Raw genomic sequence first — 24,261 nt, forward strand, 5'->3', positions numbered from 1 at the left:
CATCGCGAGCAAGCTCGCTCCTACAGTTGCCTTGCAGTGTTTTGTAGAATTCTCGAGGCGGGGAGGCGTATGCCTCCCCGGTTCGTTTTTGGAAACCACATGAAAATTCTGATCGTTGGGCCCAGTTGGGTCGGTGACATGGTGATGGCGCAGACACTTTTCCAGTGCCTCAAGCAACGCCACCCGCAATGCGAAATCGACGTGCTGGCCCCCGAGTGGAGCCGGCCAATCCTGGAGCGCATGCCCGAAGTGCGCCAGGCCTTGAGCTTCCCGCTCGGCCACGGCGCTCTGGAGTTGGCGACACGTCGGCGCATCGGCAAATCCCTGGCCGGCCAGTACGACCAGGCCATCCTGTTGCCCAACTCCCTGAAGTCGGCGCTGGTGCCTTTCTTTGCCGGCATCCGGAAACGCACCGGCTGGCGCGGCGAGTTCCGCTACGGCTTGCTCAATGACGTGCGCACGCTGGATAAAGAACGTTATCCGCTGATGATCGAGCGCTTCATGGCCCTGGCTTACGAGCCTGGCGTTGAATTGCCGACACCGTATCCGCGCCCGACCTTGCAGATCGACCCGGTGACCCGCGAGGCGGCACTGGCCAAGTTCGGTCTGGCCCTCGACCGTCCGGTGCTGGCGCTGTGCCCCGGTGCCGAGTTCGGCGAATCAAAACGCTGGCCGTCCGAGCACTACGCCAAGGTCGCCGAAGCGAGAATCCGTGAAGGCTGGCAAGTCTGGCTGTTCGGTTCGAAAAACGACCACGCCGTTGGCGAAGACATCCGCGCGCGGTTGATTCCCGGCCTGCGTGAAGAATCGGTGAACCTGAGCGGCGGCACGTCCCTGGCCGAGGCCATCGACCTGATGTCCTGCGCGGACTCGGTGGTGTCCAACGACTCGGGCCTGATGCACGTCGCTGCGGCATTGAACCGCCCGCTGGTGGCGGTGTACGGCTCGACTTCGCCAGGTTTCACCCCGCCATTGGCCGAGCACGTCGAGATCGTGCGCCTGGGCATCGAATGCAGCCCGTGCTTCGACCGCACGTGCCGCTTCGGTCATTACAACTGCCTGCGCCAGCTCATGCCGCAAGCGGTGAACGAAGCCTTGCAGCGATTGCAGGGCACTGTGGTCGAGGTCAAATAGTTTGCGGGTTCTGCTGATCAAGACTTCTTCGCTGGGCGACGTGATTCACGCGTTGCCGGCGTTGACCGACGCGGCACGGGCGATCCCCGGCATCAAGTTCGACTGGGTCGTGGAAGAAGGCTTCGCCGAAATCCCGACCTGGCATCCGGCGGTGGGCAAGGTGATCCCGGTGGCGATCCGTCGCTGGCGCAAGAACATCTGGCAGACCATCAAGAGTGGCGAGTGGAAGCGCTTCAAGCAAAGCGTTCGCGCCACGAAATATGATCTGGTGATCGACGCCCAGGGCCTGCTGAAAAGCGCGCTGCTGACCCGCTACGTCAAAGCGCCAGTGGCAGGCCTCGATAAAGGTTCGGCACGGGAGCCGATCGCTGCGCGTTTCTATGATCGGCGTCTGGCCGTTGCCCGTGGCCAGCATGCAGTGGAGCGAGTGCGTCAGCTGTTCGCCATTGCCCTGGGCTACGACTTGCCGAAAGGCTTGGGCGACTACGGCCTGAGCGTCGAACGCCTGGTGGAATTGCCCCGCAAGAATCCCTACGTGCTGTTCCTGCACGGCACCACCTGGGACACCAAGCACTGGCCCGAAGCCTACTGGCGTGAGTTGGCCGAGCGCGTCGGTTACCTGGGTGTAGGGGTGAAGCTGGCGTGGGGCAACCCCGCCGAGAAAGCCCGGGCCGAGCGCATCGCCAAAGACATGCGGCACGTCGAAGTGCTGCCAAAGCTCAATCTGGCCGGCGTCGGCAAGGTCCTGGCCGGAGCGCAAGCCTGCGTGGCGGTGGACACGGGCCTCGGTCATCTGGCGGCGGCGCTCGACGTGCCGACGCTGTCGCTGTTCGGCCCGACTAACCCGGGCCTCACGGGCGCCTACGGCAAAGCGCAGATTCACATCGCCAGCGACTTCCCTTGCGCGCCGTGCCTGCAAAAGAAATGCACCTATCAACCGACGGCCGAAGATGCCCGTCGGTTTGACCTTAAGCGCGAGTGGCCGCTGTGCTTCACGCGCCTGAATCCCGAGCGTGTCGCGACCCGACTGAGCACGTTGTTACTGGCTGAGGAGCTGCGCTGATGCAATTGGCATTCGTCTTGTACAAATATTTTCCGTTCGGTGGCTTGCAGCGCGATTTCATGCGCATCGCCCTGGAATGTCAGCAGCGCGGCCATCAGATTCGCGTTTACACGCTGATCTGGGAAGGTGATGTGCCGCCGGGTTTTGAAGTGCTGGTGGCACCGGTCAAAGCGTTCTTCAACCATCGCCGTAACGAAAAACTCAGCGAGTGGATGGAGGCCGATCTGGTCAAGCGCCCGGTGGACCGCTTGATCGGTTTCAACAAAATGCCGGGCCTTGACGTTTACTACGCCGCCGACGGCTGTTTCGAAGACAAGGCGCAAAACCTGCGCAACTCGCTGTACCGGCGCTGGGGCCGCTACCGGCACTTTGCCGAATACGAGCGCGCGGTGTTCGCCAAGGACGCCAAGACCGAAGTGCTGATGATTTCCGAAGTCCAGCAGCCACTGTTCATCAAGCATTACGACACGCCACTGGAGCGTTTTCATTTGCTGCCGCCGGGCATCTCCCAGGACCGGCGCGCGCCACCGAATGCGGCTGAGATTCGCGCCGAATTCCGTCGTGAATTCAATCTGAAAGACGATGAGTTGCTGCTGGTGCAAATCGGCTCCGGGTTCAAGACCAAGGGCGTGGATCGCAGCCTCAAGGCGCTGGCCGCGTTGCCCGCTGATCTGAAGAAGCGCACCCGGCTATTTGTAATCGGCCAGGATGACCCCAAATTGTTCCAGGTGCAGAGCGCCACATTGGGGCTCGGCGACAACGTGACGTTCCTCAAGGGCCGTAGCGATATCCCGCGTTTCCTGCTCGGCGCCGATCTGCTGATCCACCCGGCGTATAACGAGAACACCGGGACCGTATTGCTCGAAGCCTTGGTGGCGGGGTTGCCGGTGCTGGTCAGTGCGGTCTGTGGTTACGCCCATTACATCGCCGAGGCCGACGCCGGGCTGGTGCTGGACGAACCCTTCGATCAGGCGCAACTCACGCAATACCTGACCGGTATGTTGAACGACGCTCAGGCGCGGGCGGCCTGGAGCCGCAACGGTCTGGCTTTTGCCGAGACGGCCGACCTCTACAGCATGCCGCAACACGCGGCCGATGTGATTCTGGCGGAGCACGCTTAATGAAGTTGATGCTGGCTGAACCGTTCAAGAGCCTTTGGGCCGGACGCGATGCGTTCACTGAAGTCGAAGGCCTCCAGGGTGAGGTATACCGTGAGCTGGAAGCCCGCCGGACGCTGCGTACCGTAGTGAACGGCAGTGGTTTTTTTGTGAAGATCCACCGTGGCATTGGCTGGGGCGAGATCTTCAAGAACCTGCTCACCGCTAAACTGCCGGTGCTTGGCGCGGGTCAGGAGTGGAAGGCCATTCAGCGCCTGCAAGAAGTCGGCGTGCCCACCATGACCGCCGTCGCGTACGGTGAAAAGGGCAGCAACCCGGCGGATCAGCATTCCTTCATTGTCACCGAAGAGCTGGCGCCGACCATCAGTCTCGAAGACTTCAGCATCGACTGGGTCAAGAATCCGCCCGAGCCGAATCTCAAGCGAGCGCTGATCGCCGAAGTCGCGCGCATGACTGGAATGATGCACCGCGCCGGGGTCAATCACCGCGACTGCTACATCTGCCACTTCCTGCTGCACACCGACAAACCGGTGACCGCCGACGATTTCAAGCTGTCGGTGATCGATCTGCACCGCGCCCAGACCCGCCCGGCGATTACTCAACGCTGGCGCAACAAGGATCTGGCGGCGTTGTACTTTTCGGCCCTGGACATCGGCCTGACCCAGCGCGATAAATTGCGCTTCCTCAAAGGCTACTTCCAGCAGCCGCTGCGCCAGATTCTGGCGGAAGAAGCGGCGCTGCTCGCCTGGCTCGAAGGCAAGGCCAACAAGCTCTACGACCGCAAACAGCGATACGGGGATGCGCTCTGATGCCGGGTTGGAAACTGGAACCTGCTTATAACGAGCTGGCAGAAGATTTCGGCAGCCTTGAGGCGGTGTTTGCGCTTCAGGGCGAGCGGCTGACCCGCGACCCGCTGTCCGAGGTCATCCGCGTCCAGCGCAATGGCGTCAACTATTACGTCAAGCGCTATGTCGGCGCTGGCAAAGGCTTGCGCCGCTACTTGGGCAAGCCGCGTGTGAAAATGGAATGGCAAAACCTCAAGCGCTTTGCCAAGTGGGGCATTCCCACGGCGGAAGTGGTGGCCTGGGGTCTGGAGCGTCGCGGCGCCGCGTACGATCGCGGGGCGATGATCACGCGTGAACTGCCGTACACCGAAGACTTGTCGGCCCTGGCCGAACGGCATGATCCAAAGCTGTCGGACCGCGCCTGGGTCGACACTGTCAGTCGGCAGTTGGCCGATTACACGCGGACCATGCACGACCACCGCTTCACCCATAACGATTTGAAGTGGCGTAACCTGCTGATCGACGATCAGGCCCGACTGTTCCTGATCGACTGCCCAAATGGTGATTTCTGGCGCGGCTTCTGGCTCAAGTACCGGATCACCAAGGATCTGGCGTGTCTGGACAAGGTCGCCAAGTATCAATTGACGGCCACCCAGCGCCTGCGCTTTTACCTGCAATACCGCCAACGGACACGGCTCGATGCGGCCGATAAAAAACGGATCCGGCACGTGGTGAGATTTTTCGAGGGACGCGAATGACTGATTTTCTGGCCGCTGAGGACCGTGCGCTACTGGAGCGTCACGGTCTCGGCACCTTTGACGCACTCTGGGCCAAGCAGCTTGAAGCGGTGGATGAACCCAACACCGCTCGCGGAGGCTGGAGCAGCGTGTTTCGCCTGGATCTGGAAGGTCATGGCTATTACCTCAAGCGTCAGAGCAATTACCAGACGCGTACGTTGCATGCGCCCTTTGGCGAGCCCAGTTTTGCCCGCGAGTTTCGCAACATCAGTCGGTATGAAAAGCTCGGCATTCCAGCACTGACGGCGGTGTACTTCGGTGAGCGAAAAGTCGACGGCGAAGTTCGGGCGATTCTGCTGACGCGTGCGCTGGACGGTTGGGATGACCTCGATTCGCTGTTGCAGCGCTGGTCGGATCTGAGTGCGGCGCAACATTCGGCGATTCTGCAGGCGTGTGGACAACTGGCTCGGCGCCTACACGGCGTGCGACAGGTTCACGGCTGCTTCTACCCCAAGCACATTTTTCTACAGGCCAGCGGTGACGGTTATCGGGCCCAACTGATCGACCTGGAAAAGACCCGCCCCTTGTTGTTCGGCCAGCGTGACCGGGTCAGGGACCTGGAGCCGTTACTGCGTCGGGCGCCGGAGTGGAGCGAGGCGCAGCTGCGCGAATTGCTGGCAACGTACCTGGATCAGTCGCCGGACAGCTCGCTGATCGACAGTTGGCTGGGGCGCCTGACCGCTCGGCGTAGTCACAAGGAGACGCGCTGATGCGCTTGTCCGAGCTGAAAAGCGCCGGCCGAAGCCCAGAGCTGCCGCTGAGCATTTCCCTGGCCGATGCCGCCGGGCCTGCCGAGTTGCAGTTGTTGAGTCTGTTGCGGGTGTTGCCAGGGCAGCGCTATGTCGGTGCTGGTGTCTGGCGCGGCCGGCCGGTGCTGGCCAAATTGTTGGTCGGCAGCAAAGCAGCGCGGCATTTTCAGCGTGAGCGCGATGGCGTGCGTTTACTGGCTGATCAGGGCCTGACCACGCCTCAGCTGTTGGCTGATGGTTTGAAGGATGGCGAGGGCGGCTGGTTACTGTTCGATTTCCTCGAAGATGCCGAGAGCCTGGGAGATACCTGGAAGCAAGTCGAACATTTGCCGGTACTGGCCGATATGCAAGGCGCCGTGCTGGCCGAAGCATTGGGCGCCATCGGCCAAATGCATCGCAAGGGGCTATGGCAGGAAGACCTCCATCTGGACAACCTTTTGCGTCAGCGCGGTCGGTTGTATCTGATCGATGGCGCGGGGATCTGTGCTGAAACTCCTGGCCAGCCGCTGTCGCGACAGAAAGTGTTGGAAAACCTCGGGGTGTTTTTTGCCCAGTTGCCCAAATCCCTGGAGCCGTTCACCGAAGAATTGTTGGTGTATTACCTCCTGAGCAATGGCGAACACGCCTTGCCCATGGAGGCATTGCAGAAGCAGATCGATAAAGTCCGAAGCTGGCGGCTCAAGGACTTCCTGAACAAGGTCGGTCGCGAATGCACACTGTTCAGCGTCCAGCGCGGGGCGTTCGGCTTGCAGGCGATTAGTCGTGAAGAAGAAGCGGCGATGCTGCCGGTGCTGCAACAGGCCGATGCCTTGCTCGATCAGGGTCATCTTTACAAAACTGGCGGCGCGGCCAGTGTCGGAAAAGTCGCGGTGGCCGGTCGGACGCTGGTGATCAAGCGTTACAACATCAAAGGGTTTGCCCACTGGCTCAAGCGCTTCTGGCGTCCGAGCCGTGCCTGGCATTCCTGGCGCGAGGGCAATCGCCTGGCGTTCCTCGGTATTGCCACGCCCAAGCCATTGGCGTTGCTGGAGAAGCGTTTTCTGTGGCTGCGCAGTCGGGCGTACCTGGTGACCGAGTACTTGCCAGGGCCGGACATCATCGAGCGGTTTGCGCCGTACGTTGAGAGCGGCGGGGCGCCGGAAGCCGAGCTGCTGGCGCTGGATCATTTGTTTGCCGAGTTGATTCGCGAGCGGATCAGCCACGGCGATTTCAAGGGCCACAACCTGTTCTGGCAGCAAGATCGCTGGGCGTTGATCGATCTGGATTCGATGTGTCAACACGGCTCTGCGGGCAGCTTCGCCCCGGCGTATGCGCGGGATCGGGCGCGGTTCATGCGTAACTGGCCGGAGAGTAGTGCGCTGTATCAGATGATCGATAGGCGTCTTCCCAAGGACATCTCCAGCGCTGCCTGAATTGGGGCTTCGCCCCTTCGCGAGCAAGCCCGCTCCCACACGGATCTGTGTCACACAGAAGACTAAATGTGGGAGCGGGCTTGCTCGCGAAGGGGCCAGAACAGCCATCCGAGATTCGGGGACAAGTTCTTATGAAATGTCCTACATGATCTAGAGAGCCCGTGAACTGTGCGCTGAATAGCCACGATGCTAGCTTGCCTGACTTTTCTCGGAGGGCAGGTTTTGACTATAAAAACAGTAGTTTCATCTGGCGTTTGTTTACTGGTTTTGGCAGGGTGCGGGACCGCGACAACGGTGTTGCAGGATGACGTGGCAGCGACTCAAACCCTGCGACGGCAAAAAACCTACTGTCAGTCCATTCCTCGGGTTTATAGCGGGCTGGCCCATGACTTCTGCCTGTTGCATGCGCCCCCGGACCCTACAGGGTTTATGGTGCCGTTCGTTTTGCTGGACATGACCTTGTCCGGCGTTCTGGACACGGTCGTTCTGCCGTACACGGTTTATCGGCAGGGCGTCGATGGCAGTTTGAGGGTTTACTGGCGATAGGCCGGGGGATGAATCAGGGTCGGCACTTTCGCTCGCAGGGGCATTGATAACCGTAGGGTCATTTCCGCCCTGATTACGCTATAATCCCGCCCTTTAGCTGTCTCTCGCCCCTTGAGAGGCACATTAATTTTTGAGGCGCATTGCGCCTGCATGCAGACTAAAGAGGCTAGACCCCTGTGGCATTGACGATTCTTGGCCTGTCCGGCGCCCTTAGCCATGATCCTTCCGCAGCCCTGTACATCGACGGCAAGCTGGTCGCGGCGGCTGAGGAAGAGCGCTTTGTGCGCGATAAACACGCAAAGAACCGCATGCCTTACGAATCGGCGAAGTTCTGTCTCGAGCAGGCAGGCATCAAGCCGTCCGACGTAGATGTGGTCGCGATCCCTTTCGCGCCGATCAGCCTGTTCGGCAAAGCCCGCTGGCACTACGCCAAGCGATACTGGTACGCCCCGGACCGTGCCCTCGACGCGATCCTGATGGGTAACCGTCGCTACAAACGCTATCGCAACAAGATTGTCTGGTGCCTCGAGCAACTGGGTTTCGATCCGAAAAAAATCAAGATCGAGCCGGTCGAGCATCACCTGGCCCACGCCTCCAGCGCCTACCACTGCTCCGGTTTCAAAGAGAAAACCGCGATCCTCGGGATCGACGGCAAGGGTGAGTACGCCACGACCTTCTTCGGCTACGGCGAAAACGGCAAGATCCACAAGATCAAGGAATTCTTCGATCCTGACTCCCTCGGCGGCCTGTACGGCGCGATTACCGAATTCCTCGGTTTCGAGATGCTCGACGGTGAGTTCAAGGTCATGGGCATGGCGCCGTACGGCGACGCCAGCAAATACGATTTCTCCCGGCTGGCCTCGTTCGAAAACGGCGAGCTGGTAATCAATACCGACTACGCCAACGTCATCGGCCTGCGCCGTTATAAAGAGAAGGGCAAAGGCTTTTACTTCTCTCCGAAGCTGATCGAGTGGCTGGGTCCGAAGCGCGAAGGCGATATCGCCGACGAGCCTTACATCCACTACGCCGCGAGCATGCAAGCGCTGTTCGAAAAGATCTCGCTGCAGATGATCGACTACTACCTGGGCGATGTGCTGAAGGAAACCGGCAAGCTGGCGTTCGCCGGCGGCTGTGCGTTGAACGTCAAGCTGAACCAGAAAATCATCGCTCGCGATGACGTCAAGGAGTTGTTCGTCCAGCCTGCGTCCGGCGATGCCGGCACCTCGGTGGGTGCAGCTGCTTATGTATCCCACGCCCGTGGCGTGCCGGTCGAGAAGATGGAGCATGTCTACCTCGGCCCGTCCTACAGCAACGAAGATGTGATCGCCGCGTGTGCCCGTCACCCGAGCAAACCGGTCTGGCGCAAGCTCGAAAACATGCCTGAAAACATCGCCAAGATCATGGTCGATGGCAATCCGGTAGCCTGGTTTCAGGGACGTATGGAGTTCGGTCCGCGGGCACTGGGTGGTCGTTCGATCATTGGTTGCCCAAGCGCCACTGGCGTGGCTGACCGTATCAACCACCAGATCAAGTTCCGCGAGCGTTGGAGGCCTTTCTGCCCGTCGATGCTCGACACCGTCGCACCACAAATGATCAAGGTCGATCACCCGGCGCCATTCATGACGTTTACCTTCGAAGTGGCTGAAGAGTGGAAGACCCGCGTGCCGGAAGTCGTGCACGAAGATGGCACGTCCCGGGCCCAGGTCCTCAAGCGCGAATACAACCCGCGCTACTACGACATGATGAAGGCGCTGGAAGTGCTGACCGGTAACGGCGTGTCGCTGAATACCTCGCTCAACCGTCGCGGCGAACCCATGATTTGCTCGCCGACGGATGCCCTGAACATGTTCTTCGGTTCCGATCTACAGTATCTAATCATGGAAGACATCCTGGTGGTCAAAGAGGGCGCGGAAGGGTACGGTTTTGACTGAAACACTGATCAGTGTCGTTATTCCAGCTTACAACTATGCCCATACACTGCCTCGGGCAGTGGAATCGGTATTGGCACAGCTGGATGAAGCTGGAACGGAGCTCCTGGTCATTGACGACGGATCAACCGACGCAACTCCCGAGGTAGTGGAAACGCTTCTTGCGCAGCATGCCGGGCGTTTTCGTGCCTTGCGTAAATCCAACGGCGGGCTTTCTACGGTTCGCAATCTCGGGATTGAAGAAACCGTCGGGCGCTACCTGGTGTTCCTCGACGCGGATGACGAGATGGCGCCGGGTGCGCTGGCTGCGTTAACTAACCACATTGCCAGCAACCCTGAAACCCGCTTGGTCATTGGTGGCCACTGGTCGGTGTTTGCGGATGGCAAGCGCAGCTTGCAGAGTGTAAAGCCGCTGCCTGACACGGCGCGTGGGCGCGTGCGCGGCTACTTGCTGGACAAGACCGTGTCGATTAGCAACGGCGCCTGTGCGATGCATCGCGATGTTTTCGTGCCCGGTAACTACCCTGAACACTTGCGTAATGTTGAAGATATTCCAGTGTTCGCTCAGGTATTGGCGCGTTTTCCCTGCACAGTGCTCGATCAACCCCTGGCACTCATCCACAAGCATGCCGACAGCATGCGGCATGATCTGGCCCAAAGCCTCGCGGCAGGTTCGGAAATGGTCCATGACGTTTTTGCTCGCGAACGCATGCCCGATGACTTGCAGGATTTGCGTCAGGCGTTTCTGGGGCAGCGTTGCCTCTCGTTATTTCGCGATTGTTACGTCGGCGGCGAGTATGTGCTGGCCAAAAAATTCTATCTTCAGGCATTGCGTGCAGACTGGCGCACCGTCACACGTTGGTCCTACACACGCAAAGCGGCACGACTGCTGTTCAGGTGAGTGGGTGGCGACGTCGATTTTCGCTCGTGGTGATGACTTCGAGCCCGTCGTTCAGTGATATTGGCTCATGATAAGACCCGGGCGCTGGGCTTGATCGGACAAGCTTTGCTTGAGACCGTTGCCAGTCATTCGTTGGACTGTTTTGCGCAAACGTTGCGCGTGCTATTGAAGGGGGCAGGGTGATCGGTACTGGCAGCAAAGTGGGGGCCCGGATCTCCCGGATTATCGGTGAATATCCGGTTCGGTTGGCGTTCTGGGGGAGTTTGCTGCTTTCCCTGGTTGCGGTGCTGGGAACAGCGACTGTCGGACGTGATGCTGCGTTCTACATCGATATCGCTCAGCGGGTCACGGAATACGGGCCTAAAGTGGCCTCGCAAGCCTTTGATTGGCCCTGGTTCATCCTGCTCCTGGCCGGAACCCGTCTTGTCCTGCATTTGCCGTTGGAGCTCAGCGCCTATCTGTGGTGTGCCGTTTTTCTCGCCGGCACCTGCGCATTGATGGTTGATTGTGTTCGTCAGCGCTCCCCCGATTCCGCCCGTTGGGCATGCCTGGTCGTACTGGCAATGCCTGCGGTCAATGGTTTTCGCAATGACATCATTCGCGAATTCGGGTTCTGGTTTTTCTGCACGCTGACGCTTTGGCTCGCCTTGAGATGGCAAGCGCGTGGCGGTTGGTTTCGTGCGGTCCTCATTCACCTGGCCATTGTGGCAGCGGCGTTTTTTCGCCTGGAAGCGGTGCTGTTGTGGCCCGCGCTGGGGCTATGGCAGCTGCCTAATCTTTGGTCGCCAACGCAGCGCAGGCAGTTCTTCCAGTTCATTTGGTTGCCGGTGTTAGGGTTGGTGCTGGCGTCGCTGTCGGGTGCTTTTTCCGCGGCACGTTTTGCGGCTTACCTGAGCATGATTAGTCCGCGTGGTGTTCTTGCTTCGTTCAATTTGCTGTCCGAGCAATTCGCCAATTCGCTGATCAATAAATACTCGCGGGACGAGGCCGGGCGGATCATTTTCTTCGGGACCCTGGCGTCCATGATGATTACTTTCGTAAAACTGATGGGGCCTTTCGCTGTTCCTTTTGTTGTACGAAGCAGCTGGAGCGCCCTGCGGACTTACTGGCGCGACTATCGGCCTTTTGCCTGGGCGGCTTTGCTGTACCTGATTGTGTTGGTCCTGTTCTTCATCAAGGAACAGTTCATGAACACTCGCTACCTGAGCTTCCTCAACCTGCTGTTCGTCCCCGTGCTGGCGGTAGCGTTGGCGGCGTTTGTCCGTCAGTTTCCGCGTTGGGGCAAGGCGCTGGTCGTGGTGGGGTTGTTGGTAATGTTGTCCAACGTGATTTCCACCGGTCCTGGAAAGACTCACTACATCGAGGCGGGTCACTGGGCGGCTGCCAATATTGAACCCGGTGCAGCGGTTTACTACGAGGACGGTCGCATCAGCTATTACGCCGGTCGCGGCTATGTGCTCGACAACTTGACCCGGGAGCAGGCGATGTCGCCGGAACGCGCGGGCAATTATCGCTATTTCCTGATCGATGCGCGTGCCGACGAGCCATGGCTGAGTGGATGGCTGGCCGAACACAACCAGCGCATCATTACCCGTTTTGCCAATCGCAAAGGCGCCACGGTGCTGGTTATTGGCAAGTAACGCTTAGCCCAGCAGCTGACGCAGGCGCTCGATCAACGGCGCCTGCCGATTGCCCGACAGGCCTTGGCGATAACCTTCAAGAAAGGTGTCCCCGGCATCCTGGCCCAGCAGCCACTGCCGATCCTCTTTGTAGCGCAGCAGATGGGCGAAGTTGCGCAGGCGTTTGCTGTCGCCCAGGGCACCCTTTTGGCAGCGCAGGTCAGCGATGTCGATCAGCCCCAATGCGTTTTCGGGCGTCAGCACCACGTTGCCAAAATGCAGCGATCGGAAGTACACCCCTTTTTCGTGCAGTCGGGCGATGAAGCGTCCCAGTTGCGATCTCAGGACCTCGGCTTGTTCGGAACTGTTTTGCAGTTGGCGTACGGTCGTTCCTTCAAGGGGGCTGTAGTACACGCCATCGCGTTGAATGCTGGGGATGCGATACACCGCGATAACTTTCGGGCAAAGGATGTCGCGCAGTTCCAGTGCCCGGGCATTGTTCGCGAAGCGCTGGGCGTAGGGGTAGAACAGCGCGGAGCTGAGCAGGCGTTTGCGGCGAAACAGCTTGAGCATGCGTCCGTCGGCCAACCTGAGCACCTTGTCGCCGGAGCCGTCGGCCTCCAGAACGTGCGCACCTGCGCGCAGTGCCTCATAGGTGCTGTGATCAATCGCTTGCATGCCTGGCTCCCCCATCATAAGCCGGCTATCTTAACCGACTTGGCCGCAGGCGGGCCCTCCGTCATGTTTATTGGGGGAAAAGGGGCATGTGATATCATCCGCTCCTCACTGATTTGCGCGGATTCCCATGAGCAGTCCTGAACCGAAACCCCAGTCTACGCTGGCGATCTATTTCCGCCTTTTGGCTTACGTGCGGCCTTACGTGGGCCTGTTCATTCTGAGCATCGTAGGTTTTCTGATCTTCGCATCGACCCAGCCGATGCTCGCTTATATCCTCAAATATTTCGTAGACGGCCTGGCCAATCCGGAAGCCAGCCTGTTTCCCGGGAACCCTTACCTGGGCAAGTTACAGCTACTGGAATCGGTGCCGCTGCTGATCGTCCTGATTGCGGTCTGGCAAGGGGTGGGGTCTTATCTGGGTAACTTCTTCCTGGCACGGGTTTCCCTCGGGCTGGTTCATGATTTGCGGGTTGTTCTGTTCAACAAACTGCTGGAGTTGCCCAACCGCTTCTTCGACAAGAACAACTCCGGCCACCTTATTTCCCGTATCACTTTTAACGTGACCATGGTGACCGGTGCCGCCACTGACGCGATCAAGGTCGTGATCCGTGAAGGCATGACAGTGATTTTCCTGTTCTGCACCCTGCTGTGGATGAACTGGAAACTCACCTTGGTGATGCTGGCCATCCTGCCCCTGATCGGCATGATGGTGAACAGCACCAGCCGTAAATTCCGCAAGCAAAGCAAAAAGATTCAGGTCTCGATGGGCAATGTCACCCACGTCGCTTCCGAGACCATTCATGGCTATCGCGTGGTCCGCAGCTTCGGCGGCGAAACCTATGAAAAGGTGCGTTTCAGGGACGCCAGCCAGAGCAACACGGACAAGCAACTGGCGATGACCAAGACCGGCGCCGTGTACACGCCGATGCTGCAGTTGGTGACGTACACCGCCATGGCCGTGGTCATGTTCCTGGTGTTGTACCTGCGTGGCGATGCATCGCCCGGCGACCTGGTGGCCTACATCACCATGGCGGGCTTGCTGCCCAAGCCGATTCGGCAGCTCTCCGAGGTCAGCTCCACCATCCAGAAGGGTGTGGCAGGTGCCGAGAGTATTTTCGAACAGTTGGATGAGCCGGCGGAAATCGACCAGGGCACTGTGGAGCATGATCGCCTCGAAGGGCGTCTGGAAGTGCGCAACCTCAGCTTCCAATACCCCGAGAGTGACAAAAAGGTGCTCGACGACATCAGCTTTGTCGTCGAGCCTGGCCAGATGGTCGCGTTGGTTGGGCGCTCAGGCAGTGGCAAGTCAACGCTGGCGAGCTTGATCCCGCGCTTTTATCAGCACGAGCATGGGCAGATTCTGCTCGATGGCGTCAGGATTCAGGATTTCACCTTGCGCAGCCTTCGTCGGCAGATTGCTTTGGTGACCCAGCAGGTCACCCTGTTCAACGACACCGTGACCAACAACATCGCTTACGGCGACCTGGCTGGCGCGCCGATTGAAGAAGTGCGCAGGGCGGCGCTGGAAGCCTATGCCAACGAGTTCATCGTCAAGATGCCTCAGGGTTATGAAACCATGGTCGGCGAAAACGGCGTGTTGCTCTCTGGCGGTCAGCGCCAGCGCATCGCCATTGCGCGGGCCTTGCTCAAGGATGCGCCGCTGCTGATTCTCGACGAGGCGACTTCTGCCCTCGACACCGAGTCCGAGCGCCATATTCAGGCAGCCCTGGATCACGTAGTGAAGAATCGCACGACCCTGGTAATCGCCCACCGCTTGACCACCATCGAGAAGGCCGACCTGATTCTGGTCATGGACGAAGGCAAGATCGTCGAACGCGGCACTCATGCACAACTTCTGGCGCTCAATGGCTATTATTCGCGCCTGCACGCCAAAGAGTTCGAAGAGGGTGACGAGCCGCAACCGACACACGTGATTGGCGCATGTTGAAACTGTTTCGAGCCTGGCGTGAGCGTGGCTGGGTAGAGATTGATCGACAGGCCTACGAACAGGCCTGGCAGCGTTTTGGGGGAAGCTTTGCCACTCACCCTCAAGTGGTAGAGCGCTTGTCGACGTTCGTGCGCATCGAGTTGCGTTACCTGGGCTGGATCGTAGACGGCGACGTCGTTGCGGCCGTTCCTTGCTGGGGGCGCCATGTCGCCTTGTCCAAGGAAGTGCTTAAGCGCGAGGGCAAGCGCGGGCTGCTGGACATGGGCAATGCGGAAATCATTCTGCCGGTCGCCGCGAATGTCGAGGTGCCGGTGCGCCAGCGCATGGCGTACGTCTCGGATCTCAATGCCGGACGTATCAGCACCCTGCGGGTTCAGCCCCAAGGGCTAGCCATGGCGCGAGCACCTGAAGATTATTCGAAGAAATTCCGCTACAACCAACGTCGGGAGCAGCGTCTGCTGGAAGAGGCGGGCGGTACGCTGATTCCGATGTCCCAGCTGTCACCGCAGGAGCAAGCCGCTGCTTACGGCGAACTGTTTCAGCGCCGTTGGGGGTTTGAAGTCCCCGGCAAGGCGGGATTGGTGGAGGTATTCACCTTGCTGCGAGAGTTCATGACCGGCTCGATTGTGATGCTGGACTCGGCGCCTATTGCCACCCAGATTCTGTACCGCGTCGAGGCGCCCGAGTGGGTGTCCCTGGAGTACATCAACGGCGGCGTCGACCCGCAAAACCGCGAATTCAGCCCGGGCAGTGTGCTCAGTTTCGTCAATACCCAGCACGCCTGGGCGGAGGCGCGAGCGCTGGGCAAGCCGCTGCGTTATTCATTCGGTCGTGCTGACCGGGAATATAAGGATCGCTGGTGCCAGACGGTGCCGGTCTATCAGGTCTGAATCCATGAGTGCTCGCAAACAACGGCTTCTCAAGGCGCATCGGCGTAACAAGCGAGTATTCCTTGGCGCTTTTCTGCTGGCCCTGCTGGTGTTCGGTTTCTGGCTGGGATGGTGGACGGTGCCGCTCTTGCTGGTCCTGGTGTGGGTGGCTCACGAAGCGTGGTTTGCCGATCATTTGTTTTATCGGGCCTCTGACGACTATCAGTACACGTTCCCCGCAGGCACTCCGTGTCAGGCCGTGAGTCTTGAACAGGGCGTGGTACGTCTGGGCGAGTCGCTGGCTGAAGGCGAGACACTCGTTCTCGAACTTGAGTTGAAGACGACTTGGTTAGGGCGCTGGCTGGATCCGTTCGTTGAAGTGGGCGACGATCGTCAGGACTTCGAGCGCGGGGTCAAAGGGCGGCGCTTCCTCAACCTCTCCGGACAAGGCACGGAATTGGCCCGGGGCTCGCTGGCGGTGCGAGGGCGCTATTGCACACTGGCTGCCACGGGTACGTTGTGGGTCATGGCCAATCCCGATTATGCGCGGCAGCGTGTGATGGTGATGGCGCCTCACGCCGACGACGCCGAACTGGCCGCGTTTGGCCTTTATAGTCGCAGCGACGAGGTCAGCATCGTCACGTTGACCCAAGGTGAGATCGAGGCTGAGGATTATCAGCGCCTGGGCTTGAACGAGGCCCAGGCGGCGCGTCTGAAAGGGCGCCTGCGCAGTTGGGACAGCCTGGTCATTCCCCTGTGGGGCGGTGTACCCGTCAATCGCTGCGTGCAACTCGGTTATTACTGCCTGCAATTGCCGCTGATGGCCCAGGAGCCGGGCAAGTCGTTTGGCTCGCGCGAGTCCACTGACAGCGATGTCCGCCCTGTGCGCCGACAAAACCCGATGAGTTTGCCGGCCGATGCCGATGGTGCGCCGACCTGGCATAACCTGGTTGCCGATCTGGTGGCGTTGCTGGAGCATTTTCGCCCCGAGGTGGTGGTGACGCCCCATCCCGAGCTGGATCCTCACAGCGATCACATCGCGTCAACCCGCGCCGTTCTTGAAGCCATCGCCGCCAGTGCCTGGAAACCGAAGACCCTGCTGATGTACGCCAATCATCTGCATGACAACGATCGCTGGCCCATGGGCCCGGCCGGTGCCGGCGTCGCCCTGCCGCCGGCCATCGAGCCATTGCCTGCCGACAAACTGTGGAGCCCGCTGTTGTGCGCAGAGGTGCAACTGGACAAGGCCATGGCGCTGGCCATGGAGCACGATCTGCAAGGGGCTCCGGTTTTCAAGCGGCAATTGCGGCGTTTGATTCAGCAGGTTTTGGCCGGTCGGCGCTGGCCAGCCACAGGCAGTAACGAGTTTTTCCGCAAGGCCGTACGGCGCCACGAATTGTTCTGGGTCCGCGACCTTTCAGATTGAGGCGGACGGCGCTTTTCCCTGTGTTAGTATCGCGCCCCTGTTAATTTTGTATGCGGGTTGCTCCATGAAGTTGTCCATGCCGCGATTCGATCAAGCCCCTGTCTTGGTGGTCGGCGATGTCATGCTCGACCGTTATTGGCATGGTGGTACCTCAAGGATTTCTCCTGAGGCGCCAGTTCCGGTAGTCAAGGTCGAGCAAATCGAGGACCGCCCGGGCGGTGCCGCCAACGTTGCGCTGAACATTGCCGCCCTCGGTGCGCCGGCCTCCCTGGTTGGCGTGACCGGCGACGACGAAGCCGCCGACAGCTTGGTCAATAGCCTGAAAGGCGCCGGCGTGCGCGCGCTGTTTCAGCGCATTGCGCACCAGCCCACCATCGTCAAGTTGCGGGTCATGAGCCGCCACCAGCAGCTGCTGCGTATCGACTTCGAAGAACCCTTTGCGACCGATGCCCTGGCGTTGGGCGAGCAGGTTGAAGAATTGCTCGAAGGCATCAAGGTGCTGGTGCTGTCCGACTACGGCAAGGGTGCGTTGAAAAACCATCAGGTGCTGATCCAGGCTGCCCGTGCCCGTGGCATTCCGGTACTTGCCGATCCCAAGGGCAAGGACTTCTCGATCTACCGGGGTGCAAGCCTGATTACCCCGAACCTCAGCGAATTCGAAACCATCGTCGGCGGTTGTGTCGATGAGCACGAGCTTGTGAGCAAGGGCGCGCAGTTGATGCACGACCTGGACCTTGGCGCCTTGCTGGTGACCCGCGGCGAACACGGCATGACCTTGCTGCGCCCGGATCATCCGGCGCTGCACTTGCCGGCGCGAGCCCGTGAAGTGTTCGACGTGACCGGCGCTGGCGACACCGTGATTTCCACCCTGGCGGCCGCGATTGCCGCAGGCGAGGAACTGCCACACGCGGTGGCCCTGGCCAACCTTGCCGCCGGCATTGTGGTCGGCAAACTCGGTACAGCCGCCATCAGTGCCCCGGAACTGCGTCGCGCCATCCAGCGCGCCGAAGGGTCCGAGCGCGGCGTGCTGGGCCTTGAGCAGTTGCTCCTGGCGGTCGACGATGCGCGTGCGCATAACGAGAAGATCGTCTTCACCAACGGCTGCTTCGATATTTTGCACGCCGGCCACGTGACCTACCTCGAGCAAGCGCGTGCCCAAGGCGATCGACTGATCGTTGCGGTCAACGACGATGCGTCGGTCAGCCGACTGAAAGGGCCGGGGCGTCCAATCAACAGCGTCGATCGCCGCATGGCTGTGCTGGCAGGTTTGGGCGCAGTGGATTGGGTGATCAGTTTCCCTGAAGGAACGCCGGAAAACCTGTTGCGCGAGGTGAAGCCGGATGTTTTGGTCAAGGGGGGTGACTACGGGATCGACCAGGTGGTCGGCGCCGACATCGTGACCGCCTACGGCGGAACGGTGAAAGTGCTCGGGTTGGTGGCAAATAGCTCGACAACGGCGATTGTCGAGAAGATTCGCAGCCATTGATAAGGTGAAATGCTCACTTATGTACTGTGTGGGGGCGGGCTCTGTTGAGAGGAAATTCCCGTCTCCCGCTGTTACTGGCCGGTACAAAACCAGTGCGTTGGTAAATTAACTTATGAAAGTCATGCTTCTGGTGATGGACGAACAGCGAGTCATACTGGATCGCCTGTATGAAATCGTGCAGCAGAACTGCGATGAATGTGTTGTCTATCGCCTAAGCAAACAGCAACAGATGAACCTCGCTCCGTTTCTCACTTCGGTCAACTATCAAAGTTTTGACCGAGTGGTGATTTTTTCGCGACTCAAGCGCCTGGCCCCGCAACTCGGTGTGCTGAAGTGTATTCGCGGCCTGGTTTTTCTCGAGCATGACGCTTATCAGAATTACATGCCCGCCAGTAAGTATCAGGGTGAGTACTCGCGTCTTTACAGCCTTCTTCCAAGTGCCCGGGTCCTGGTTTCCGGCGCTGTTATTGCACGTCGCATGCAAGCCGAAAATATTGATGCAGTGTTCGTCTCCAAAGGGTATGACGAACAAATGCTGCGTAATACGGGTGGGGTTCGCGACATTCCGATCGGCTTTCTGGGCAGTCTGAAAAGTACCGAATATGCGCAGCGCAAAGCGGTCCTTGAATCCTTGGCTCAGCGTACCGGGTTGCTGGTGACCCGCACCCAGTCGGGCGCCGAATACATGGAAACTCTCAATCGCATCAAGATTTTCGTCAGTGCCGATATCGGCATGGGGGAATTCATGATCAAGAACTTCGAAGCGATGGCGTGTGGCTGTGTCCTGCTGGCCTGGAGTCAAGGTGAAGAAGACGGCCTGCTGGGTTTTCAGGATATGCACAACACTGTGTTCTACCGCTCTGAAGATGAAGCAGTGGAAAAACTCAAGTTGCTGCAGGCTGACCCGGAGCTGGCGTCTCGTATCGCCAGTAACGGCCAGGCATTCGCCGAGAGCCAGTACTCCTTCGCCCGCGTGGGGCGTACGCTCGCTGCCGAAATACAGCGTGAAATGCGCCCTTGGCAGCCACCATCGGCGTTCACTCGTCTGTGGGTCAAGATACGCCACAGGATGAAGGTAGTCGGGTAGATGACGCGTTCACAACAGCCTCAATTCTGCGAGGAGATGGCGCTGGATGCGTTGCCCGGTGGCCACCAGTCTGTTTTTGACGGGATTCCGCTGGAGTTGAAAGAGTGCTTGCGCCGAGCGCCACGTGTGGTGCTCGTGGCGAACAACCCTGCCATTACGGCGGCCGACTTCGAGGCGCTGAATATCGGCGCCGATGACGTGGTGGTCAGCTTCAATCACTGTGTGAAATCTGCACTGCTGACCTCGCAAAGCGTCAATGTGTTCGTGCATGGGTTCAATGCGCCGGACGCTTACTTCTTTGGCCTGCCTTATTCGTCGCCAGTGCAGCGGATGTTCGAAATGCCTGGCGCGCGTTGTTTTACGATGTTGGTCGGATGCACGGGGGCGATGTGTGCTTTACCGCGAGTGGCGCTGTATTGGGAGCGCATTCCGCTACCGCCATTGTGGAATTACCCGGTTGATCGGCCGGGAGGTAAGCGTTATGTCGGCCCGACAACGGGTTTTAATGCGCTGGTGTTGTTCGATTGGCTGCGAAGCCATGCCGGTTATACCTACCAGCTCATGACATTGGGTTTTTCCAACGAAGCCGGGAAGTTCTGGGGCGGACATGCCTGGGACTATGAGCGAGCGTGGTTGGCCAAGTCGGATGTGATCGTCGTGGGTCTGCAGCGTCGGCGCTGGTGGCAAGTATGGCTGCGTCGCAAATGAGTGATTGTTAACCGCTTGTTGCCAACATGGCGCGGTGGAGGGGCACATTATTTTCTGGGGTGTAGTCGAGTGTTGAAAGTCGCCGTAGCTTTTTTTGGAATTCCCAGAAATTCGGAAATCTGCTTTCCTTCCATTCAAGAAAACGTTCTTGCACAGCTCCCTGCGAACAGCCAGGTAAAGTGCTTTTACCACCTGTATAAAATCGACGAAATCCAGAATGAGCGCTCGGGCGAACGGGGTGAACTCAGCGCCGACAATTACGAGCCCTTCCAGTCCATGACCGGCAGGCTCGACTCAACGGACGGCGTTCTGGAGCGTTGGGACTTCGAGCGCGTGAAAGCACTCGGCGATACGTGGGCTGACGAACACGCGTCGCTCAGGAACCTGATCTATCAGCTCAACTCCCTGCACACTGTGACCGGCATAATGGAGTCCTTTGATCCGGATTTCGTCGTGTTCGTGCGTCCTGACAATTTCTTTCACTCACCGCTTCCCGCCTATGTGTTCAAGCATCCGGACGCCCGGCGTCTCAATGCCTACATTCCTGATTGGCAGTGGTGGGGCGGGCTGAACGACCGTTTTGCCATTTGCGGGCGTGACGCCTACAAAGCCTATGGAAAACGGATTGAGCACATCTTCGATTTTTGTAAGGCGACGGGAAGAAAGCTGCATTCCGAGCGGTTGCTCAAATACGTACTGCAGCAGTCAGGTGTGAAGGTCTGCACTATGAACACCACCGCTTCGCGTGTTCGTATTACCGGTGCATTTGCAGATGAGTCGTTCGATCCCAAACGCGGAATGGGCAAGCGTGAAAATCGCTATTTCCATCTGTTCGCGCGGGTACGCACGCTGATGGACAAGCGGCGATAGGGTAAGGCCAAAGGGTGGTCAGCTGGCTCTGGCCACGACGGCCCCGCTATTTGTCTGCCGTTCTGCGAACCAACCGCACCAGTCGCAGCGCCTTGGCTTTCAGTTTGATCAGTCCCTGGCGCTGGACTTTCGGTGCCCCCAGCCCTTGTTGCGTGACCCAGTCTTTCCAGCGAATACGCTCATCACGAACCACCCAGCCTTCCTGGGTCGCAAAGCTTTCAGCCAGATACAGCCCACGGGTGCTGGCCGGCAAAAGCTTGTCGCGCTTGAGCGTATAAAGCTCGGGCAGAGGTGCGCCATCTTCAAGGGGCATCAGGTACAGGTCCGGGCGCTTGCGATCGAGCCGGGCCACCAACTGATCACCTTCTAGTCGCTCGTCGACATGAAACAGGCTCAAGGACTTGGCTTCCTTGGGCACGTCCAGCCGCAAGTCGTAGATCAATTGCAGCGAAGCGGTCGGCAAGTGCACATAAGCCCGTGGTCGTTCGATCAGCTGCATTTTTGCGCAACGCACTGGCCGCGCGGAGCCTGACAAAGGCGTCAGGCGAAACGGCAAGGCTTCCCGATAATGCAGGGCGGACGAGTACGGCGTCGGCAGCCAGGTGTCGTTGAAACGGCCGCCGAGCCAGCCTTCCGGCGTTTCCAGCAGGCACTCTTCGGCAATCTCCTGGATCGCCGTATGCAGCGGCAGGTTCAGCTCATGGGCCGGCACGTATCCGGAAATCAGCTTCAGCACGACATCGCCACGGTCTTGCCGCCGCTGTCGCACCAGCACCCAGTAATCACGATTCTGCCAATGCAGCGTGAGGCGCACCGAGACCCCGAGGTTGGCCAGCTCCAAGGAGAACCGTTCGGTGGAAGCCACCGTTACCGGGCGGCGACGTTGCAGGGTCTGGGAGAAATTGAGCGGCATCCCGACGCTCTGGTAACTCAAGCCTTCGGGTGTCGCTTCGACGTACAACGGCAGGGTCTTGAAGTTGCTCGGGTTCTTTCTAATGAGCGTACGCGGCATGTCGGCTCCTGCTAAAGGCCGCGTGGGGCGGCATCAGTTTCTACGTAGGACCTGTGCAACGGTCGCGACGTTATGGGCGAGGTGCAGCGGATTGATGGTCCCGACAATAGCACTGGCCACACCCGGATGTTCAAACAACAATTCGAAACTGGCGCGCACCGGGTCCACGCCCGGGCTCAGGCAGACGTGTCCGCTGGCGAGGGCTTTTTTGACCAGAATGGCTTTGCCGTGAGCAGCAGCATAGTCAATGACCGGCTTCTCGTTCTGCTCGTTCAGATTGTAGGTGACCATCGCGCAGTCACCTTGATCCAGAGCCTTTAAACCACCCTCGACGGTCTTGCCGGAAAAGCCATAGCCGCGAATCTTGCCTTCGCGCTTCAGCTCGGCGAGGGTCGCATAGACTTCGCTGTTGTTGAGGATTGCCAGGTCATTGCCGTCGGAGTGCACCAGCACCAGGTCGATGAAATCCGTTTCCAGGCGTTGCAGGCTGCGTTCAACCGAAAGCCGGGTATGCGCAGCGCTGAAATCGTGGCGCGATTGTCCGTCGGCAAACTCTTCGCCGACCTTGCTGACAATCACCCAATCCTGGCGCTGGCCACGCAACAAGGGGCCGAGACGCTCTTCACTGCGACCATAGGCCGGTGCGGTGTCGATCAGGTTGATCCCCAGGTCACGCGCGAGCTTGAGCAGCATGCGCGCTTCGTCATCGTCGGGAATCTGGAAACCGCTGGGGTACTTCACGCCCTGATCGCGGCCAAGTTTCACCGTGCCCAGCCCCAGAGGCGAAACCAGCAGTCCGGTACTGCCCAGCGAGCGATGAACGTCATGCAAGGTCGGTTGGCTCATGGCAGCAATTGCTCCCAGGCTGGAACGCCCATGGGCGGTTTCGGCAGTTCAGGCAGCGCGGCGACCGGGCCTGGTTGAATTCCATCGCGGGCAAGGCTGGCGATGACGCGGTCGGCGAAGTCGGGTACCAGCGCCAGTTTGGTTGGCCAGCCGACCAGCAGCCGGCCTTCTTCGGCAAGGAACGCATTGTCAGGGCGGGTCAGGCCCGTTTGCAGTGGCTCGGCACGATCCACTCGAAGGGTCGCCCATTGCGCGGTGCTCAGGTCGATCCATGGCAGCAACTGGCCGAGTTCTTTCTGCGCGGTGGCGATTTGCTCGACGGGGTTTCGGGCAACGCCTTCGGCTTCGGCAATATCACCGCCCAGGTACCAGACCCATTGGCCATCGGCGGCCGGATGGGTGGTCACGGTGATGCGCGGTTTGGTGCCGCCACCCAGGCAATGGGCGTACAACGGTTTGAGGCTCGGGCCTTTGGCGATGATCATGTGCAACGGCCGGCGTTGCATGGCGGGATGAGTCAGCCCCAGCGCTTCCAGCAGCGTGGCAGTGCCGGCACCGGCACTCAAGACGATGCGCTGGGCATGAATCTCGCGCTCGTCGACTTTCAGGCCGACCAGCAACCCACCCTCCAGCAACGGTTCGATCTTCTGCCCGGCAAGCAAGCCATCACCCGCCAGATCGGCCAGGCGCTGAATCAGGCTCGGGACGTCGATCACCAGTTCCGCCAGGCGGTAGACCTTGCCCTTGAAACGTTTGTCTTGCAGGGCGGGTGGCAATTGGTCGCCCTTGACCTGGTCGACGCGGCCGCGCACCGCTTTGCTGGCGAAGAAACTGGTGAGGTTGCCGGCGATTGTGCCGGGGGACCAGAGGTAATGCGCTTCGGACAACAGGCGCACGCCGGACAGGTCCAGTTCGCCGTCGCCGGCCAAGGCCTCACGCCAGCGGCGCGGCATGTCGGCGATGGCTTCCGAAGCGCCGGTCAGGGCCCCGTGCAACGCGTATTTGGCGCCGCCGTGGATGATGCCCTGGGACTTCACGCTTTGCCCGCCGCCGAGGCTGGCGCTTTCCACCAGCACGGTCGAAAAACCTTGGCGGCGCAGGCGCGCATTCAGCCAGAGGCCGGCAACACCAGCGCCGACAATCAGAACGTCGGTGGAAATAACGGATGGCATGCGGCGACCTCAGTGTTCAAGACGAGGACGCAGTATACAGAGCTAAGACGGGAAAAAAGATCGCAGCCTGCGGCAGCTCCTACAGGGGAACGCATTCCAATGTAGGA

22 protein-coding genes are annotated in these 24,261 nt (G+C 59.7%); 18 read left to right on the forward strand and 4 right to left on the reverse strand.

The genetic code is table 11. The features are described 5' to 3' along the window. Window positions 1-99: 99 nt before the first annotated feature. The 11 genes from waaF to ACA052_RS02250 all read left to right on the forward strand — a co-directional run bounded on the left by waaF (window position 100) and on the right by ACA052_RS02250 (window position 12,073). On the forward strand, window positions 100-1,134 hold the full coding sequence (gene waaF / locus ACA052_RS02200) for a lipopolysaccharide heptosyltransferase II (RefSeq protein WP_497648199.1): 1,035 nt from the start codon (window positions 100-102) through the stop codon (window positions 1,132-1,134). Between the two features lies 1 nt (window position 1,135). After that, a complete protein-coding gene (gene waaC, locus ACA052_RS02205) occupies window positions 1,136-2,197 on the forward strand; it encodes a lipopolysaccharide heptosyltransferase I (RefSeq protein ID WP_497648200.1) in 1,062 nt (353 codons plus the stop codon). Further along, window positions 2,197-3,318: a glycosyltransferase family 4 protein gene (locus tag ACA052_RS02210; RefSeq protein WP_497648201.1), complete on the forward strand. Its 1,122-nt coding sequence runs from the start codon at window positions 2,197-2,199 to the stop codon at window positions 3,316-3,318. Before waaC ends, ACA052_RS02210 begins: the two co-directional genes overlap by 1 nt. Continuing rightward, window positions 3,318-4,124 carry a lipopolysaccharide core heptose(I) kinase RfaP gene (gene rfaP, locus ACA052_RS02215; RefSeq protein ID WP_497648202.1) on the forward strand — a complete coding sequence of 269 codons (807 nt, stop codon included), beginning with the start codon at window positions 3,318-3,320 and terminating at the stop codon, window positions 4,122-4,124. Before ACA052_RS02210 ends, rfaP begins: the two co-directional genes overlap by 1 nt. Next, on the forward strand, window positions 4,124-4,858 hold the full coding sequence (locus tag ACA052_RS02220) for a lipopolysaccharide kinase InaA family protein (protein WP_497648203.1): 735 nt from the start codon (window positions 4,124-4,126) through the stop codon (window positions 4,856-4,858). The genes rfaP and ACA052_RS02220 overlap by 1 nt, the downstream gene beginning before the upstream one ends. Beyond that, window positions 4,855-5,607 carry a lipopolysaccharide kinase InaA family protein gene (locus tag ACA052_RS02225; protein ID WP_497648204.1) on the forward strand — a complete coding sequence of 251 codons (753 nt, stop codon included), beginning with the start codon at window positions 4,855-4,857 and terminating at the stop codon, window positions 5,605-5,607. The genes ACA052_RS02220 and ACA052_RS02225 overlap by 4 nt, the downstream gene beginning before the upstream one ends. Further along, window positions 5,607-7,058 carry a lipopolysaccharide kinase InaA family protein gene (locus ACA052_RS02230; RefSeq protein WP_497648205.1) on the forward strand — a complete coding sequence of 484 codons (1,452 nt, stop codon included), beginning with the start codon at window positions 5,607-5,609 and terminating at the stop codon, window positions 7,056-7,058. Before ACA052_RS02225 ends, ACA052_RS02230 begins: the two co-directional genes overlap by 1 nt. 222 nt (window positions 7,059-7,280) lie before the next feature. Beyond that, entirely contained in the window at window positions 7,281-7,604 is a 324-nt protein-coding gene (locus ACA052_RS02235; protein ID WP_497648206.1) for a YceK/YidQ family lipoprotein, read from the forward strand. 176 nt (window positions 7,605-7,780) lie between these two features. Continuing rightward, the gene (locus tag ACA052_RS02240; RefSeq protein ID WP_497648207.1) at window positions 7,781-9,535 is read left to right on the forward strand and encodes a carbamoyltransferase family protein; all 1,755 of its coding nucleotides are present in this window, start codon (window positions 7,781-7,783) and stop codon (window positions 9,533-9,535) included. After that, window positions 9,528-10,433, forward strand: coding sequence for a glycosyltransferase family 2 protein (locus ACA052_RS02245; protein ID WP_497648208.1), 906 nt, complete (start codon window positions 9,528-9,530; stop codon window positions 10,431-10,433). The genes ACA052_RS02240 and ACA052_RS02245 overlap by 8 nt, the downstream gene beginning before the upstream one ends. Window positions 10,434-10,612: 179 nt before the next feature. Further along, window positions 10,613-12,073, forward strand: coding sequence for a glycosyltransferase family protein (locus ACA052_RS02250; protein WP_497648209.1), 1,461 nt, complete (start codon window positions 10,613-10,615; stop codon window positions 12,071-12,073). Window positions 12,074-12,076: 3 nt separating this feature from the next. On the opposite strand, the gene ACA052_RS02255 is transcribed toward ACA052_RS02250, so the two are convergent. Further along, window positions 12,077-12,730 (reverse strand): lipopolysaccharide kinase InaA family protein, encoded by a 654-nt coding sequence (locus ACA052_RS02255; protein ID WP_497648210.1) that lies wholly within the window; start codon window positions 12,728-12,730, stop codon window positions 12,077-12,079. 127 nt (window positions 12,731-12,857) lie between these two features. Between ACA052_RS02255 and msbA the strand changes: the two genes are divergently transcribed. The 7 genes from msbA to ACA052_RS02290 all read left to right on the forward strand — a co-directional run bounded on the left by msbA (window position 12,858) and on the right by ACA052_RS02290 (window position 21,124). Continuing rightward, entirely contained in the window at window positions 12,858-14,678 is a 1,821-nt protein-coding gene (gene msbA / locus ACA052_RS02260; protein WP_497648211.1) for a lipid A export permease/ATP-binding protein MsbA, read from the forward strand. After that, window positions 14,672-15,568, forward strand: coding sequence for a GNAT family N-acetyltransferase (locus ACA052_RS02265; RefSeq protein ID WP_497648212.1), 897 nt, complete (start codon window positions 14,672-14,674; stop codon window positions 15,566-15,568). The genes msbA and ACA052_RS02265 overlap by 7 nt, the downstream gene beginning before the upstream one ends. Window positions 15,569-15,572: 4 nt before the next feature. Then, window positions 15,573-16,973 (forward strand): PIG-L deacetylase family protein, encoded by a 1,401-nt coding sequence (locus ACA052_RS02270; RefSeq protein ID WP_497648213.1) that lies wholly within the window; start codon window positions 15,573-15,575, stop codon window positions 16,971-16,973. 64 nt (window positions 16,974-17,037) lie between these two features. Beyond that, window positions 17,038-18,459, forward strand: a complete 1,422-nt coding sequence (gene hldE, locus ACA052_RS02275) for a bifunctional D-glycero-beta-D-manno-heptose-7-phosphate kinase/D-glycero-beta-D-manno-heptose 1-phosphate adenylyltransferase HldE (RefSeq protein ID WP_497648214.1) — start codon at window positions 17,038-17,040, stop codon at window positions 18,457-18,459. A 112-nt stretch (window positions 18,460-18,571) separates the two neighbouring features. Next, window positions 18,572-19,546, forward strand: a complete 975-nt coding sequence (locus ACA052_RS02280; RefSeq protein WP_497648215.1) for a glycosyltransferase family protein — start codon at window positions 18,572-18,574, stop codon at window positions 19,544-19,546. Then, window positions 19,547-20,254, forward strand: a complete 708-nt coding sequence (locus ACA052_RS02285; protein WP_497648216.1) for a hypothetical protein — start codon at window positions 19,547-19,549, stop codon at window positions 20,252-20,254. Window positions 20,255-20,323: 69 nt separating this feature from the next. Beyond that, the gene (locus ACA052_RS02290; protein WP_497648217.1) at window positions 20,324-21,124 is read left to right on the forward strand and encodes a hypothetical protein; all 801 of its coding nucleotides are present in this window, start codon (window positions 20,324-20,326) and stop codon (window positions 21,122-21,124) included. A gap of 46 nt (window positions 21,125-21,170) precedes the next feature. Here the strand turns inward: ACA052_RS02290 and ACA052_RS02295 are convergent, their stop codons facing one another. The 3 genes from ACA052_RS02295 to ACA052_RS02305 are packed head-to-tail and all read right to left on the reverse strand — an operon-like array spanning window position 21,171 to window position 24,154. After that, on the reverse strand, window positions 21,171-22,136 hold the full coding sequence (locus ACA052_RS02295; protein ID WP_497648218.1) for a metal ABC transporter ATPase: 966 nt from the start codon (window positions 22,134-22,136) through the stop codon (window positions 21,171-21,173). Window positions 22,137-22,169: 33 nt separating this feature from the next. Then, window positions 22,170-22,982 (reverse strand): aldo/keto reductase, encoded by an 813-nt coding sequence (locus ACA052_RS02300; RefSeq protein ID WP_497648219.1) that lies wholly within the window; start codon window positions 22,980-22,982, stop codon window positions 22,170-22,172. Continuing rightward, window positions 22,979-24,154: an NAD(P)/FAD-dependent oxidoreductase gene (locus tag ACA052_RS02305; RefSeq protein WP_497648220.1), complete on the reverse strand. Its 1,176-nt coding sequence runs from the start codon at window positions 24,152-24,154 to the stop codon at window positions 22,979-22,981. Before ACA052_RS02305 ends, ACA052_RS02300 begins: the two co-directional genes overlap by 4 nt. Window positions 24,155-24,261 lie beyond the last annotated feature (107 nt).

The sequence above is a fragment of the Pseudomonas sp. LBUM1644 genome (assembly GCF_059716195.1).